Raw genomic sequence first — 16024 nt, 5'->3', positions numbered from 1 at the left:
GCATGCTACAATTAATTCAAAACGAAAAAATCCGTGAAACAGTTAACGGAAAAACAGTCATTACAAAAAAGCCGGAGCTACTTGCGCCAGCGGGAAGCCTGGAAAAGTTGAAAGTAGCCGTACATTACGGAGCAGATGCGGTATTTATCGGCGGCCAGGAATTTGGTTTACGCTCGAATGCAGGCAACTTCACAATTGAAGAGATGAAAGAAGGCGTCGAGTTTGCAAACAAATACGGCGCGGTCATTTACGTAACAACAAATATTTTTGCTCATAACGAAAATATGGAAGGGTTGGAGGAATATTTGCAGGCAATCGAAGGAGCGGGTGTAAAAGGGATCATCGTTGCGGACCCGCTCATTATCGAAACTTGCAAAAAGGCGGCGCCTAGCTTGGAGATCCACCTTTCAACACAGCAATCATTGTCAAACTGGAAAGCTGTGAAGTATTGGAAAGAAGAAGGGCTGGAGCGTGTTGTATTGGCACGCGAAGTTGGCGGCGAAGAGATGCGCAAAATGAAAGAGGAAGTGGATATTGAAATCGAGGCTTTCGTGCATGGTGCGATGTGTATCGCATACTCAGGTCGCTGTACATTATCGAATCATATGACTGCACGTGACTCAAACCGCGGCGGCTGCTGTCAATCTTGCCGCTGGGATTATGATTTATACGAAGAAAAAGACGGCGAAGAAGTGGCATTGTTCAGCGAAGGCGAAGCACCATTTGCGATGAGCCCGAAAGACTTGAAATTAATCGAATCCATTCCGCACATGATTGAATTGGGCATCGACTCATTAAAAGTGGAAGGACGCATGAAATCGATTCACTACGTAGCAACAGTTATTTCGGTATACCGTAAAGTGATTGACGCATACTGTGCAGACCCTGAAAACTTCACGTTCGAAAAAGAATGGCTGGAGGAATTGGCGCGCTGTGCAAACCGTGCAACAGCCTCATCATTCTTTGAAGGGGAGCCAAGCTATAAGCAGCAAATGTTTGGTTTCCATTCACATAAGATGAAGTGGGATTTTGCCGGTTTTGTAATGGGCTATGATGCCGAAACACAAATGGTTACATTGGAACAACGCAACTATTTCAAGACAGGCGATACGGTTGAATTTTTCGGCCCTAATATGGATACATTCAAAATGACGGTTGGCCAGCTTTGGGATGAAGACGGCAATGAGCTTGATGTTGCCCGCCACCCGCTGCAAATCGTTAAATTTAAAGTAGATCGCTCATTATCGCACTTTGATATGATGCGAAAGGAGAATAACTAAATGTCAAAGCGTCCAGTCGTCATCGGGATTGCGGGTGGTTCATGCTCAGGCAAAACGAGCGTGACACGTGCCATTTATGATGTTTTCCGTGACCATTCAGTAGTCGTAATCGAACAGGACTATTATTATAAAGATCAAAGCCATATGACGTTTGAACAGCGACTTGAAACGAACTATGATCATCCATTAGCTTTTGACAATGACTTATTAATTGAGCATATTAACAGCTTGCTCGCATATCAGTCTGTTGAAAAGCCTGTATATGACTATGTGCAGCATACACGTTCTGATGAAGTCATCCATGTAGAACCAAAAGATGTCATTATCATCGAAGGGATTTTAGTGCTGGAAGACGAGCGCCTACGTGAATTGATGGACATTAAATTATTCGTTGATACAGATTCGGATTTACGCATCATTCGCCGGATACAGCGGGATATTAAAGAGCGCGGTCGTACGGCGGATTCTGTAATTGAACAATACTTGTCAGCGGTACGCCCTATGCATAATATGTTCATCGAGCCGACAAAGCGCTATGCGGATGTCATCATTCCTGAAGGTGGCGGAAATAACGTGGCAATCGACTTAATGGTAACGAAAATAAAAACAATTCTTGAAACTGAATCAAACTTGTAATATGATGATGTAGTATTTACAATATTTACATTTCAAATATGAAAGACGAACATAAATAAGTATTCACGAAATTCGGCTGCTAGCAAACGCTGTGGAAATGAGCTTCTAAATTGGGGCATTTCCACATACCGTAAACTAGTAGTCGGGTTTTCTGTTATTTATGAACGAAAATACGTTAAATAATTATATTTTATTTTCATCCAGCAAAAAACACTCGCCTCTTTCGGCAGATTATGAATGCTTGTTTTGTTAGTTTCAGGGGATTTCCCGAACGCCCGCTGAATGAAGATAAGCCCCTGGCAGATGCCACAGATTTTTTAAAGGGAGCTTTTATAAATCCGGATGCAATTATGCCGGGGCATAATTGATAAAACGTATTATTTAGAAAAAGAAAACGAAAAAAGAAAACGTTTTCAAGTTATTACTAAGGAGTGGGAATAATGTCAAACGAAAAACAATATCCAATGACACTAGAAGGAAAGCAAAAATTGGAAGACGAATTAAACACGCTAAAAACAGTAAAGCGTCCGGAAGTAGTAGAGCGTATTAAAGTTGCTCGCAGCTTTGGTGATTTATCTGAAAACTCGGAGTACGATTCGGCGAAGGAAGAGCAAGGGTTCGTGGAAGGACGTATTTCTTTAATTGAGCAAATGCTGCGCAATGCGGTCATTATTACAGAGGACGATTCATCCAATACAATTTCCCTAGGCAAAACGGTTACATTTGACGAGCTGATTAACGGGAAACGCGCCAACTTTGAAGAATCATATACGATTGTTGGTTCAGCTGAAGCCGATCCAATTGAAGGGAAAATTTCAAATGACTCACCAATCGCAAAAGCATTAATGGGCAAGCATGTCGACGATGTTGTAAAATTGACAACACCAGGCGGAGATATGGAAGTTATTATTTTAGAAGTCAAATAATTTCAAAAGCAGTTAGCATTCATGCGCTAACTGCTTTTCTTTTCGCGGATAAGAAAGTGTTAGTTTTTCAAGGGAATCCATAAAATGAAAAACATCATTTTGCAATAAATATGTTTTTCTAAACGCCAAAAAAACATCAGTAATGGAAGACGCAGATCCTAAAAACTTCTTTCGTGCGATTTTCGTGCACAATCTGTTTTTCTAATGCTAAAATAAGCATGCATAGGAGGAATTGGAATGGAACGAAAAAGACGATTTCAAACACGGCAACAGTATGCGGAACATAAAGCGAAAGAAACGAAATTCGAGAAAGCTAATAAAAGCTTAAACTATTTAATCGCGGTCGTTGCCATACTAATTGTCGCAACATTGATCTTTATTATTTCCCGGGATCCGCTGCCAGATGATGAGGCGCAAAAAGAGGACCAGCCTGCTGATGTTGCCACGAATGAACCGTCACAGGAAGAGGGCGGACAAGCGGCAGAGGATGAACAAACAGAAAATGATGATACGGAAGAAAATGAAGATGCGTCACTGGACGAGCCCGCACAATCATCGACAGAAACAGACGATACTGTAAGCCCATCTACAGATCCCTCAGTACAGGAGGTCATTACTAATCCAAGTTGGCAGGCATATCCAACCGCCCAAACTGGTGAGCATGTGTCGACATATGAAAAAGGGCATATCGATTATGAAGAAAAGCTAAAGGCAATCTTTAGTGTGCTCGAAATAGAGCAGGATAATAGCATCGTCTTAAGTGTTAAAAATAACGGAAATACTAAGAGTTCCATTGCTGTTGTCACTTCAATGGATAAAGAGCAGAAATACCGTGTAAGCATTGAATGGATCGACGGCGAAGGATGGAAGCCGGTTCAAGTTGAAGTGTTAACGGCAATTGACTGAGCATACTAATTTTTTTAATGCGAGAATTGACGAAAAAATTGCATTATGAACAATGTACTAAATTGGAGGAAGCCGGAAATGAAAATAGCAGTAATTGGCGCGATGGAGCAAGAGGTTGAATTATTGCGCAATGCATTACAAAATACGAAAACAGAAACAATCGCAAACAGCGAATATACGACAGGGACATATGAAGGCAAAGAAGTCATCTTGCTGAAAAGCGGTATCGGGAAAGTGAATGCCGCAATGTCGACAACGATTTTATTGGAAAAGTTTAATCCGGCTGTTGTCATTAATACAGGTTCCGCAGGCGGCTTTGATGCAGCGTTAAATGTTGGGGATATCGTTATTTCAGATGAAGTGCGCCATCATGATGTCGATGTAACAGCGTTCGGATACGAAATTGGCCAAATGGCAGGTATGCCGGCAGCGTATAAATCGGATGAGAAATTAATGGAAATTGCAAAACAGGCTGTATCTGAAGTAGGGGAGCATAACTGCGGTGTCGGCTTAATTTGTTCAGGCGATGTGTTTATGAGCGACCCTGAACGTGTTGAGGCTGTTCGAAAAGATTTCCCGACGATGAAGGCGGTCGAAATGGAAGCGGCGGCTGTAGCGCAAATTTGCCATCAGTTTAATACGCCATTTGTCGTGATCCGTGCATTGTCGGATATTGCAGGGCAGGAATCTGGCGTATCATTTGATGAATTTTTGCCTGTAGCAGCAAAGCATTCGACGGAAGTCGTATTGAATGCGATTGCGAAGCTGTAATTTATTGTTTTGAAAATGGCAGGAGAGCAAGCAGCGATTACGACAACTGACGGCTTCATGATGCAGCTCCATACAAATGAAGGCAAAATAGAATAATAGGAAAGGAAAACGCCCAATCGCCGAAAATGATTGGGCGTTTTCCGATTGATGAAACATCGCTTTTTGCCATTCAACAAAATAGCTTACTCTTTTTCCCCATGTTTGAACTGCTGGTAGAGCTTTATGAGCGCTCGTTTTTCTATGCGGGAAACATAGCTGCGGGAAATATTAAGACGCTTCGCGATTTCCTTTTGTGTATGCGGGTCGAAATTTTGCAGGCCATAGCGGTATGATATAATTTCAAGTTCGCGTGGATCGAGCGTATTCAAATAGCGGTAAAGCTGTGCAAAATCCTCCTGTTTTTCGATTTTTTCGATTGTTGAAGGTTCATCAAGCTGAAGCAAGTCGCGTATTTGAAGTGACTGTCCGTCTTTGTCGACACCAATCGGCTCAAATAACGACACATCTTTTTGAACTTTTTTTTGAGCGCGTAAATGCATTAATATCTCATTTTCAATACAGCGTGCGGCATACGTGGCGAGGCGCGTCTTTTTTTCGGGCGTGAAGCTGCTTACCGCCTTCATGAGACCAATTGTGCCAATCGAAATATAGTCGTCTAACAAATCGTGCGGGGGATGAAATTTCTTTACGACGTGTGCAACTAAACGCATATTTCGTTCGATCAATTCGACACGCGCGTTTTCATCGCCGTTTATAAAGCGGGCAATGACTTCCTCTTCTTCCTCGCGTGATAAAGGTTTATAAAACGTTTGCCCTTTTAAATAGCCTAATAGTGCGGGAAGCTCAAGCCAAAGTTGAAGCAATGCTGTCACAAAACCGCTCAAGCATACAACATCCTTTCATCTTTTCGACAGTATATGATAAATTTTGCGCTGAAATGAAAAAAAGTGTAAGAGCAAAAATTAAGCTCTTACACCTTTTTCAGTGTGAAAGTACTTACCATCAGCAGTGCTAACACAGGGAATAAAATCATGTAAAATGTTTCGGATAATACATTTGTAAAGAAATAAGAAAGTGCAAGTAAAGTACCAGCGGCTGTAATTGGCAAACCGACAAAATACCCTGTAGAGTCCATTACATTAAAACGGGCCAGCCGCAATGCACCAGCGGCAATGAATAGCACTGGCATCATCATACCTGTGACACCCGCATTCATCAATGCCATTTCATACATTAAGAGAGCTGGCGCAACACCGAAAGAAATAATATCGGCCATTGAATCGAGCTGCTTTCCTAATTCGGATTCCTGATTAAATTTCCGGGCTACTTTCCCATCATAACGATCTAAAAATGCAGCGATAAAAATTAATAGTACACTATAGCTATAATACTCATTTAATGTAGCCATAATAGCAGCCCCACCAAATGACATATTCGTAATTGTAATTATATTTGCAGCATTTGCTTTTATTTTTTTCAATGTTGAATCAACTTTTTGAAGTAGAAACATCGGAAAACACTCCCTTGCTCATCGGCTATTCTCTATTATACTTCTTCTAATAAAAAAAGGTAATAGTTTATTCATAATAAGACCTTTCTTTGTACGTCTATACATTATATAATTTATCTTTGTTCCTTAGTTATCTCACATTAGCAGGCAGGCACTTGCGATTTCAGCTTTAAGGCAGGACAAAGGGCGGACGAAGGATTAATGACATGCCCAAAAGAGCCTGTTTGTTTGACTTTACATTATACAGATAAAATAAATTAATGAAAATCATCGTATCATTATAAATTGGAGGTCTTAAAATGAAGGAAAAATTATATCAAAATCTGATAGAGCTTTCAAATGGCAAACTCTCCTCGAAAATTCTGCAAACTGTCGCACAATCGGGTATTAGTAAAAATTTTATTCGCAGCTACAGTCAACTATACGGAATTAATATACAGGAAGTTTCAAAATCTCCAAAAGAATTCACAAGTTTGCATGATTTTTTTGTACGGGAGCTGAAGGACAATGTGCGCCCTGTAGATAAACGTCCGAATGTTTTTGCGAGCCCTGTCGACGCAAAGATAGAGGCATTCGGCAATATTTCGGATGGGAAAATATTTACGGTTAAAAACAAACCATATTCGCTAGTTGATTTATTAGGGAACGAAGCGAAGGCAGCTCGATACATCGATGGTAAATATATTGTCTTTTATTTGAGTCCAGCAGATTATCATCGTATCCATAGTCCGATTGATGGTACAATTGTCCGCCAGTATATCCTCGGGCAAAAATCCTATCCTGTGAATCAAATGGGCTTACAATACGGGAAAAAACCAATCAGTCATAATTATCGTATGATTAGCGAAATTAACTATGAAAAAGAGCTCTGTGCGGCTTTCATTAAAGTAGGCGCAACATTTGTGAACACAATTGAGCTTACAAATACATCCTCACAGTGGAGAAAAGGGGAGGAAATCGGCTATTTTGCGTTTGGCTCGACGGTTGTTATGCTATTTGAACAAAATGCCGTTGAATTTAATGAGAATGTGACAAGTGCAGCGAAGATAAAAATGGGAGAAGCTTTTGCTACTATGTTATAATGAATAAATAAATTTTGAGTTAGGGGTTACGGCTTTGTATAACTTTTTATTACCAAATGAATTTATCCGCACTGTTTACGAAATTACACCTGAAAAGCTAAAGGGCTTAGGCATTAAAGGCATTATTACAGATTTGGACAATACGCTTGTGGAATGGGATCGCGCAGATGCAACAGAGGAACTTGTCGAATGGTTTGAAATGATGCGCGAGGCAGGCATTAAAATTATTATTGCATCGAACAATAATGAAGCGCGCGTCCGTCAGTTTGCGGAACCACATGGCATCCCGTTCATTTACCGCGCAAAAAAACCTTTAGGCGGGGCATATTATGCGGCGCTTGTACAGCTGCGTCTCCGTCGACATGAAGTTGCCATGCTAGGGGACCAGCTCCTGACAGATGTAATGGGTGCTAAGCGTCAAAAGCTTTATACGTTTTTAGTGCGCCCTGTTGCTGATTCAGATGGCCTTGTCACAAAATTCAACCGTTTTGTGGAACGTCGTGTATACAATGATTTAAAACGAAAAGGACAATATCCTTGGGAAGACTAGTATAGTAGCCCGAGATTTTGCATGTATATGCAATAGCAGTTAGGAGGAAATATTGAATGAATGAAATGCCACAATGTATTGGCTGTGGAACAGTGATTCAAACAGAAGATAAAAATGCATTAGGATATGCGCCCGCATCTTCATTGGAAAAGGAAACGATTATTTGCCAACGCTGTTTCCGTTTAAAAAATTATAATGAAATTCAACCAGTCAGCTTAACGGATGACGATTTTTTGCGTATTTTAAACGGTCTTGGACAGCAGCAGGGCCTCATCGTGAAAATCGTTGATATTTTTGATTTTAACGGCAGCTGGTTGCCGGGTTTACACCGCTTCGTCGGAAATAATCCCGTGCTTCTAGTAGCAAATAAAGCAGATCTTTTGCCGAAATCGGTAAAGGAAAAGAAAGTTGTAAACTGGCTGAAGCGTGAAGCGAAAGCGCTGGGATTAAAGCCAATCGATGTAAAGCTTGTCTCCGCGCATAAAGGAATGGGCATGGAGGAAGTTGTCGGCGCGATTGAGGAGTACCGCAACGGCAAGGATGTGTATGTAGTAGGCTGTACAAATGTAGGGAAATCGACGTTCATCAATCGCATTATTAAGCAGGCGACAGGTGAGGGGGAAATCATTACGACATCCCATTTCCCGGGCACAACATTGGATATGATCGGGATTCCGCTGGATGACGGTACGTCCTTATATGATACGCCGGGAATTATTAACCATCACCAAATGGCACACCATATTGACTCAAGCGAATTAAAATACATTATGCCGAAAAAAGAAATCAAGCCGAAAGTATATCAGCAAAATCCCGGGCAAACATTGTTTATCGGCGCACTTGCCCGTTTTGACTTCATTCAAGGCGAACGTTCAGCATTTACGGTTCATATCGCCAATGATTTGCCGATTCACCGTACGAAACTGGAGCGTGCAGATCAATTATATGAAGAACATAAAGGTGAATTACTGGCACCGCCAACGTCTAAACATATCGATCAGTTGCCACCATTAGTACGTCACGAGTTCTCGATCAAGGAACCAAAAACTGATGTAGTCATTTCAGGATTGGGCTGGATTACAGTACAGCATGCCAATGTTGTCGTAGCAGCACACGCACCAAAAGGAGTAGAAGTATTCATCCGGCCGTCGCTGATTTAATAGAACGGTCTCTTCATCTAGAACAGGAGGATATTTGATCATCTGAAGTAGTTAGTGGATACACTTCAGGGAATGAATGGTAGCAGGAAAGAGGGAATTGTCGATGAAAAAGTGGTTTGCGGTTATTGGAGATCCGATTGCACAATCAAAATCTCCGGAAATGCACAATGCATGGTATGAAGAAGAGAATGTGGATGCGACGTATATTCCAATGCATGTAAAGCCAGAACATATACAACAAGCTGTGGCATCGCTCAAACTGCTGGGCGCAAGCGGCTGGAATGTCACAATCCCGCATAAGCAAACGATCATTCCTTTTTTGGATGAACTGGACGGACTTGCTGCAAAAATGGGCGCGGTTAATACTGTTGTCCATACTGCAGAAGGCAAGCTAAAAGGCTATAATACAGACGGCCCAGGCTTTGTCAAATCATTGGAAGAAGCGATCGGCACAAAAAAACGCAATGAGGCTGTTTTAATAATCGGGGCAGGTGGTGCAGCACGCGGTATCGCCTTTTCCCTGCAAATGGAAGGCTACACGAACATTACGATTGCGAACCGCACAATTGAGAAAGCCCAGCAAATTACAGATGAAATGAATGCAGGCCGGGCAATGTCGCTGCAGCAAGCAGAACAAAGCTTGTCCGCATTTCAGATTTTTATACAAACAACACCTGCAGGAATGGCAACAGGCGATTTTGCGCTGCCATTTTCTCTTGAAAAGTTCCCGGCAGGCGCAATTGCTGCAGATATTGTGTATAATCCATTAATGACGCCATTTTTGCAGGCGGCTGAGCAAAAAGGGGCGGCAATCGTCAATGGATTGGGCATGTTCGTGCATCAAGGTGCAATTGCCTATGAACATTGGCTAGGCAATTACCCAAATACAAATGCAATGATTGCACGTTTAACGGCGCAATTAGGAGGAAAATGAATTTTATGTTAACAGGTAAACAAAAACGTTTTTTACGTGCAGAGGCACATCATTTAGATCCGATTTTCCAAGTCGGCAAAGGCGGGGTAAATGATGCAATGCTTGCACAATTACGCGATGTACTGGAAGTACGCGAGCTTATTAAAGTACGCATTTTAGATAACTGTGAAGAAGATAAAAACACCGTTGCAGAAGCACTGGCTGCCGGCACACGGGCGGAATTGGTCCAATTGATCGGATTAACAGTTGTTTTATATAAGGAATCACGCAACAACAAAAAAATCGTATTACCAAAAGTAGCTACGAAATAAGGTGAAGTAAAATGAAGAAAGTCGGTCTTTTTGGCGGAACATTCAATCCACCGCATATAGGGCATTTAATAATGGCAAATGAAGTATATGCAGCACTCGATTTGGCGGAAGTCCGCTTTATGCCGAATGCAAAACCCCCGCATAAGGACATTTCGGCCTCCGCTACGAATTTACAGCGTTTATTGATGGTAGAATTGGCGATTGCCGATATTCCATATTTCAAAGCGGAGACATTCGAAATTGAGCGTGGCGGCGTATCGTATACATTCGATACGATGCAAGCGATGCGCGAGCGTGAGCCGAATACCGAGTTTTATTTCATCATCGGCGGAGACATGATCGATACATTGCATACATGGCACCGGATTGATGAATTGATGGAACTTGTTACATTTGTTGGAGTGAAGCGTCCCGGCACTGAAGCTGAATCCCCGTATAATGTGCAAATGGTGGAAGCGCCGGAGATCAACCTTTCTTCAACTTTTATTCGTGATCGTCTACAGCAAAAAAAGGCGCCCTTGCATTTTTTATTGCCATCTGCTGTCGAACATTATATTCGAAAGGAAGGTCTGTATGGAGCGACAAACAATGCTGGCGGCCATTAAAGACCGCATGCCCGAAAAGCGATATATTCATACAATAGGTGTAATGGAAACGGCCATCCGTTTGGCGGAGCAATATGGAGAAGATCCGAAAAAAGCTGAAGTGGCGGCCATTTTACATGACATTGCAAAATATGCGGATGTCGAATGGATGAAAAAAGTCGTGATGGAGCAACAATTGGATTCAAGATTGCTTGACTGGAATGCCGAAATTTTACACGGTCCGGTAGGTGCATGGATTGCCGAAACGGAATTTCAAATTGACGATTCCGCGATATTGAATGCGATACGATACCATACAACTGGACGGGCGGATATGACGGCATTCGAAAAGATTATTTTTGTGGCGGATATGATTGAGCAGAATCGCAAGTTCCCTGGTGTAGATGAGCTAAGGGCGTTCGCGGACATCAGTTTAAATGATGCATTCCGCGCATGCATCACACATACAATCAGCTTTTTGGTGGCGTCTCAGCAGGCGATTTACCCCGTTTCAATCGAGTGCTACAACAGTTTAATGAGAGAGGAATAAACATACATGAATGATACTTTATTGAATATTACGTACAAAGCAATCGACGACAAGCGAGGGGAAGATATCGTTGCATTAAATATGCAAGGAATTTCCCTGTTAGCCGATTACTTCATCATTGCAGAAGGCAGCTCTGAGCGCCAAGTGCAAGCAATCGCGCGCGAAATAAAGGAAAAAGCCGAAGAAGCTGGCTACAATGTCCGTAAATTGGAAGGCTTCGACACAGCGCGCTGGATTTTAGTCGACATGGGCGATGTGGTGGCACATATTTTCCACAAAGATGAGCGTGCATACTATAACCTGGAGCGTTTATGGGGAGATGCGCCACAGCTGGACGCTGCGCAAATGGACAATGAGTAGCTATGAGCGTTTTGCGGAAGTGTATGACGAATTAATGACAGATATCCCGTATGCGGAATATGTCGAGTGGATTCAATCATTTGCCCCCGCACAAAGCTATAAAAACATGCTTGATATTGGCTGCGGCACTGGAACGCTCGCTTTGCTGCTGCAAGAAGCGGGCTACAATGTATCAGGCATCGATTTGTCTGAGGACATGCTTTCCGTTGCGAGTGCCCGCATGAATGCTGCCGGTATTGCGATGCCTCTTTTTGCAATGTCGATGGATGAGCTGGAAGGCTTCAGTAACCTTGATGTGGCGATTATTCCGATAGATTCCATTAATTATGTGAAAGAGGAGCAAAATGTAATCGAAACATTGAAGCGCATTTTTGAAAGTCTTCGTGAAGGTGGCCAACTATTTTTCGATGTGCATTCCTTATTCAAGATGGACGAGATTTTTTTGGATGGCCCGTTTACGTATGATGATGGGGAAATCTCCTATGTTTGGCATACTGAGCCCGGTGAAGCCCCGCATTCCGTATATCATCAAATGACATTTTTCGTACAAACAGAGGACGGCTTGTATGAACGCTTTGATGAGGAGCATTTCCAGCGCACTTTTGCATATGAACAATATGTCAAGTGGCTGAAGGAAATCGGCTTCTCGCAAATCGAAGTTTCGGCGGATTGGACGAATGATCAACCGGCCGATGAAAACGAACGCATTTTTATCCGTGCAGTGAAGTGAAAAAATAACGGCTGAAAAAGAAAGTTTCAGCGGTTTTTACTAAAATACCTTTTCATAAAGAAGCAGACTTTGTATAGTGGGAGTAAGCTCCATATATAAAACCTTCTTTATGAAAGGGTGTTTTTTGCTGTGCATTCATTTCTGGAGAAGTACAAGAAGCAGCTTATCATCCTGGCGGGTGCAGCTGTTGCGGTATTCATTTATTTATTTTCCATCCACGATTCCACGAACAATTCTACGGTCGAAACAATTGACCAAATGGCACTTGCTGCATTGGAAGCCCCGAATGCAGCCCAAGAGCCTGATGAAAACCCGATTGAACCTCAAAATATTATTATCGACGTAAAAGGTGCAGTAAAATATCCGGGTGTCTATACATTGTCGGAGGAAGAGAGGATTGTCGATGCGATTGAAGCAGCAGGGGGCTATACGGATGATGCCAATCCTGTGCTCATAAACCATGCGCAAAAACTTCACGATGAAATGGTCATTTACATCCCTAAAGTCGGCGAAGATGCTTCTGAAACGATGGAGCAGTTTTTGCAAGTTGGCCAAACAAATTCGGCAAGCGGTGGAAACAGCGCCGGGAAGATTAATTTAAATAAAGCGACCGAAACCGAATTGACGCAATTACCTGGCATCGGTCCATCAAAAGCGAATGCCATCATTCAGCATCGAACGGAGAACGGGAACTTTCAGGTGATAGAAGATTTGAAACAGGTGACAGGAATCGGCGAAAAGACATTCGAACAGTTAAAAGATTTAGTTGATGTAAAATAAAGAGAAGTTTCAAAACAATCTTACATTGCGAATGATTAAAACAACGTATAAACTGTTAAGTGACTTAATTTTTTGGGGGTTATCATATGGAGCGAATTACTTGGGATCAATTTTTTATGGCGCAAAGCCATCTACTTGCATTACGAAGCACATGTACCCGTCTTGCTGTAGGGGCGACAATCGTACGGGAAAAACGCATTATTGCGGGTGGGTATAATGGTTCGATATCCGGTGACGAGCATTGTATAGAAAAAGGCTGCTATGTTGTCGACAATCATTGTATCCGAACAGTGCATGCTGAAACAAATGCCTTGCTCCAGTGTGCAAAATATGGAACACCGGCGAACGGGGCAGACCTTTATGTGACGCATTTTCCATGCTTGCCATGCACAAAAACGATTATCCAGGCAGGAATAAAGAATTTATATTATGCAAAGGATTATAAAAATAATGTGTATGCAATGGAGCTGCTTGAAAAAGCGAATGTCCATGTCGTGCATATTCCATTCGACGAGGCAAAAATTGATTTCCTGCAAGACGAAAAATTCGCCTTAACATTTGAAATGCTCGAAAAACTTCGCGGATTTGGTGCAAGTAAAGAAGAATTGCTCCCATTAGAGGAGAAGATGCATGCTTTATTTGGTAAACTTGTTCAAGCATAACTGGATATATTATGCCTTATCGATTTTAATCAGCGCTATAGCGGCGTTTGAGTCGATGAGGCTGCTGCTATTGCTCTTTCTGTTATTACTTTTTTGTTTTTATAAGCGTTTATTAAAAGTTCATCTTGTCTTAATCTTCGTTGTCGGGATTACGAGCTATAGCTTTTTTAGCCATGAGGTGGACAAGCTTTCCATTCCAGTCGAACTTCCGGCAATTTTGACATGGACAGATGAATATAAAATAAACGGTGTCATGCTGCGGGGCTTTATGAAAGATGCGGCAGGCGAAAAGCTATATGTGACATATGAGTTGAAAAGCGAAAAAGAAAAACAGCTATTGCAGGCACAGCAGCTTGCTGGAACGGAATTTCAAGTCATTGGCGAGCAAATATCGCCGTCCATACCCGCACATCGCTACGGCTTTTCCATGGCCCGCTACCTGCAAAGCAAAAATGCGCGTGGCATTGTTGAAATTAGTCAGCTCACATATGCTGGAACGAAGAACTCCTTGCTGCAGCCGCTTTATGACCAGCGCTTTCGATTGAAATTGCACATTGAAGAGACGTTTCCTCCATCGCTCATTGCCGAAGCACAAGCTCTTTTAATTGGGTTGCAGGAAAATGTCGACGATGAATTAAACCGTGCCTATCAAAAGCTTGGCATTACACATTTATTTGCGATCTCTGGTCTCCATGTCGCGCTCGTATCATTATTATTTTTTCAGTTGCTGCTTCGAATCGGTGTTCGCCGGGAGCCCGCAACGGTTTTCCTTCTCACCCTATTGCCGATGTATGCTGTTTTGGCAGGAGGCGCCCCTTCTATTTGGCGTGCGGTAAGTGTCGTGGAATTTATTATGCTCGCCCAGTACTTGCGTTGGAAAATACCGATGGACGACGCGTTATCGTTAAGCTTTATTGTATTTGTCCTGATGGAGCCTGGAGCCATTTTTCAGGTAGGTTTCCAATTATCCTATTTAGCAACATACAGCTTAGTTTACTCAAGCCGCATTTTGGCGAAGTACTCAAACTTTTGGGTTCAATCATTTTTTATTACGTTTGTCTGCCAACTTCTCGTTTATCCTTTATTGCTCTTTCATTTTTATGAAATCAGTCTTTCCTCGTTTATCGCAAACATCTTTTTTGTCCCGCTGTTTTCGTTTATAATTTTGCCGATAAATTTACTCGTATTATTTCTTACTTTTATTCCCATCCCTCTCGATTCCATCGTTTTTCATTTTTATGAACCTGCTCGCACATTGCTTACAAACTTTATATTCATCATTCAGCAGCCGATTGTCCAAATGTGGAATCCCGGAAAACCATCGCTTCTATGGCTTTCTATTTTATACGGTTCGGTATTTGCCGCATTTTATTTGCTCGACCAGCAGGGGAAATTAAAAAAAGTGCCCGCTTTGTTGCTGATCCCTGCCTTGCTGTTCCATATTCAGCCATTGTTGCACAATGATTTGAAGATTGCCTTCGTGAATGTCGGCCAGGGAGATTGTATCGTCATTGAATTGCCTTACCGGAAATCCGTCATTGTCATTGATGCAGGAGGCTTGCTAAGATTTGAACAGGAGAAATGGAAGGAGCGGCAAACCCCGTACGAAGTAGGCCGTCAAGTAGTTGTGCCGTATTTAAAGGGACGCGGTATTCAATCGGTGGATACATTTATTCTGTCGCATGCCGATGCCGATCATGTGGAAGGGGCTGAGGAAGTATTGCGGGAAGTCATTGTTGAGGAGGTGCATGTCACACCAAATTCGATTGCGAAGCCTGTGATGGGTGATTTCATGCAAGAGCTGAAAAAAACAAATACAAAGCTCATCGAAAAAATGGCCGGCAACGGGTGGCAAGTAGGTGCGGCATCATTTGAATATTTATGGCCGATGGAAACCCATTACGAAGGGAATAATGATTCGCTCGTGCTTCTCGTGGAACAGAAGCAGTTTCAGGCATTGTTTACCGGTGATTTGGAAAAAGAAGGGGAACAGCAATTAGTTCGTCTTTATGGAGATAAACTACGGAATATCGATTTATTGAAGGTGGGGCATCATGGCAGTAAAACGTCGAGCATAGAAGAATTTGTCGCACTTGCACAACCTGGGTTTGCCGTGTTCATGGCTGGAAAAAACAATCGGTACATGCATCCGCATATCGATGTCGTCAATCGATTTGAAGCACGCAACATCCCTTATGCTACAACAGGTGTGGACGGAACTGTCGAAGTGACGGTACGGCAAGGCGAAATGTATATTGAAAAATCAAATTCCTTATTTTCAAAATAAAAAAT

At 42.2% G+C, this 16024-nt stretch carries 19 protein-coding genes; 17 read left to right on the top strand and 2 right to left on the bottom strand.

Annotated features, from left to right (window positions below):
• Positions 1-2 precede the first annotated feature (2 nt).
• The 5 genes from ACTHOQ_RS02660 to mtnN all read left to right on the top strand — a co-directional run bounded on the left by ACTHOQ_RS02660 (position 3) and on the right by mtnN (position 4519).
• Positions 3-1280, top strand: coding sequence for a peptidase U32 family protein (locus ACTHOQ_RS02660; protein WP_440494124.1), 1278 nt, complete (start codon positions 3-5; stop codon positions 1278-1280).
• Positions 1281-1916, top strand: a complete 636-nt coding sequence (udk, locus tag ACTHOQ_RS02655) for a uridine kinase (protein ID WP_440494123.1) — start codon at positions 1281-1283, stop codon at positions 1914-1916.
• Positions 1917-2356: 440 nt separating this feature from the next.
• On the top strand, positions 2357-2842 hold the full coding sequence (gene greA, locus ACTHOQ_RS02650; protein WP_440494122.1) for a transcription elongation factor GreA: 486 nt from the start codon (positions 2357-2359) through the stop codon (positions 2840-2842).
• 237 nt (positions 2843-3079) lie between these two features.
• The gene (locus ACTHOQ_RS02645) at positions 3080-3748 is read left to right on the top strand and encodes a YrrS family protein (protein WP_440494121.1); all 669 of its coding nucleotides are present in this window, start codon (positions 3080-3082) and stop codon (positions 3746-3748) included.
• Between the two features lie 78 nt (positions 3749-3826).
• Positions 3827-4519 (top strand): 5'-methylthioadenosine/S-adenosylhomocysteine nucleosidase, encoded by a 693-nt coding sequence (gene mtnN / locus ACTHOQ_RS02640; protein WP_440494120.1) that lies wholly within the window; start codon positions 3827-3829, stop codon positions 4517-4519.
• A gap of 182 nt (positions 4520-4701) precedes the next feature.
• On the opposite strand, the gene sigK is transcribed toward mtnN, so the two are convergent.
• Both sigK and pssA read right to left on the bottom strand, forming a co-directional pair.
• A complete protein-coding gene (sigK, locus tag ACTHOQ_RS02635; RefSeq protein WP_440494119.1) occupies positions 4702-5403 on the bottom strand; it encodes an RNA polymerase sporulation sigma factor SigK in 702 nt (233 codons plus the stop codon).
• Positions 5404-5489: 86 nt separating this feature from the next.
• A complete protein-coding gene (gene pssA, locus ACTHOQ_RS02630; RefSeq protein ID WP_440494118.1) occupies positions 5490-6029 on the bottom strand; it encodes a CDP-diacylglycerol--serine O-phosphatidyltransferase in 540 nt (179 codons plus the stop codon).
• Positions 6030-6328: 299 nt separating this feature from the next.
• On the opposite strand from pssA, the gene ACTHOQ_RS02625 reads away from it, so the two are divergent.
• The 12 genes from ACTHOQ_RS02625 (at position 6329) to ACTHOQ_RS02570 (ending at position 16019) form a co-directional block, all read left to right on the top strand.
• Positions 6329-7111 carry a phosphatidylserine decarboxylase gene (locus ACTHOQ_RS02625; protein WP_440494117.1) on the top strand — a complete coding sequence of 261 codons (783 nt, stop codon included), beginning with the start codon at positions 6329-6331 and terminating at the stop codon, positions 7109-7111.
• 34 nt (positions 7112-7145) lie between these two features.
• Positions 7146-7661: a YqeG family HAD IIIA-type phosphatase gene (locus tag ACTHOQ_RS02620; protein WP_440494116.1), complete on the top strand. Its 516-nt coding sequence runs from the start codon at positions 7146-7148 to the stop codon at positions 7659-7661.
• A gap of 56 nt (positions 7662-7717) precedes the next feature.
• Positions 7718-8821, top strand: coding sequence for a ribosome biogenesis GTPase YqeH (gene yqeH / locus ACTHOQ_RS02615; RefSeq protein WP_440494115.1), 1104 nt, complete (start codon positions 7718-7720; stop codon positions 8819-8821).
• A gap of 103 nt (positions 8822-8924) precedes the next feature.
• Positions 8925-9755 (top strand): shikimate dehydrogenase, encoded by an 831-nt coding sequence (gene aroE, locus ACTHOQ_RS02610; protein ID WP_440494114.1) that lies wholly within the window; start codon positions 8925-8927, stop codon positions 9753-9755.
• Positions 9756-9760: 5 nt separating this feature from the next.
• Positions 9761-10066 (top strand): ribosome assembly RNA-binding protein YhbY, encoded by a 306-nt coding sequence (gene yhbY / locus ACTHOQ_RS02605; protein WP_440494113.1) that lies wholly within the window; start codon positions 9761-9763, stop codon positions 10064-10066.
• Positions 10067-10077: 11 nt separating this feature from the next.
• Entirely contained in the window at positions 10078-10671 is a 594-nt protein-coding gene (locus ACTHOQ_RS02600; RefSeq protein ID WP_440494112.1) for a nicotinate-nucleotide adenylyltransferase, read from the top strand.
• On the top strand, positions 10640-11200 hold the full coding sequence (yqeK, locus tag ACTHOQ_RS02595; protein ID WP_440494111.1) for a bis(5'-nucleosyl)-tetraphosphatase (symmetrical) YqeK: 561 nt from the start codon (positions 10640-10642) through the stop codon (positions 11198-11200). Before ACTHOQ_RS02600 ends, yqeK begins: the two co-directional genes overlap by 32 nt.
• 6 nt (positions 11201-11206) lie before the next feature.
• A complete protein-coding gene (gene rsfS, locus ACTHOQ_RS02590; RefSeq protein WP_440494110.1) occupies positions 11207-11560 on the top strand; it encodes a ribosome silencing factor in 354 nt (117 codons plus the stop codon).
• Entirely contained in the window at positions 11553-12290 is a 738-nt protein-coding gene (locus ACTHOQ_RS02585) for a class I SAM-dependent DNA methyltransferase (RefSeq protein WP_440494273.1), read from the top strand. Before rsfS ends, ACTHOQ_RS02585 begins: the two co-directional genes overlap by 8 nt.
• Positions 12291-12419: 129 nt before the next feature.
• Positions 12420-13070, top strand: a complete 651-nt coding sequence (locus ACTHOQ_RS02580; protein WP_440494109.1) for a helix-hairpin-helix domain-containing protein — start codon at positions 12420-12422, stop codon at positions 13068-13070.
• An 86-nt stretch (positions 13071-13156) separates the two neighbouring features.
• Entirely contained in the window at positions 13157-13732 is a 576-nt protein-coding gene (locus ACTHOQ_RS02575) for a ComE operon protein 2 (RefSeq protein ID WP_440494108.1), read from the top strand.
• Entirely contained in the window at positions 13701-16019 is a 2319-nt protein-coding gene (locus tag ACTHOQ_RS02570) for a DNA internalization-related competence protein ComEC/Rec2 (RefSeq protein ID WP_440494107.1), read from the top strand. Before ACTHOQ_RS02575 ends, ACTHOQ_RS02570 begins: the two co-directional genes overlap by 32 nt.
• Positions 16020-16024 lie beyond the last annotated feature (5 nt).

The sequence above is a fragment of the Solibacillus silvestris genome, from assembly GCF_051967575.1.
Lineage (GTDB): Bacteria > Bacillota > Bacilli > Bacillales_A > Planococcaceae > Solibacillus > Solibacillus silvestris_B.
Note: the sequence above shows the minus strand (reverse complement) of the source record. Positions and strands in the feature narration are given on the sequence as shown.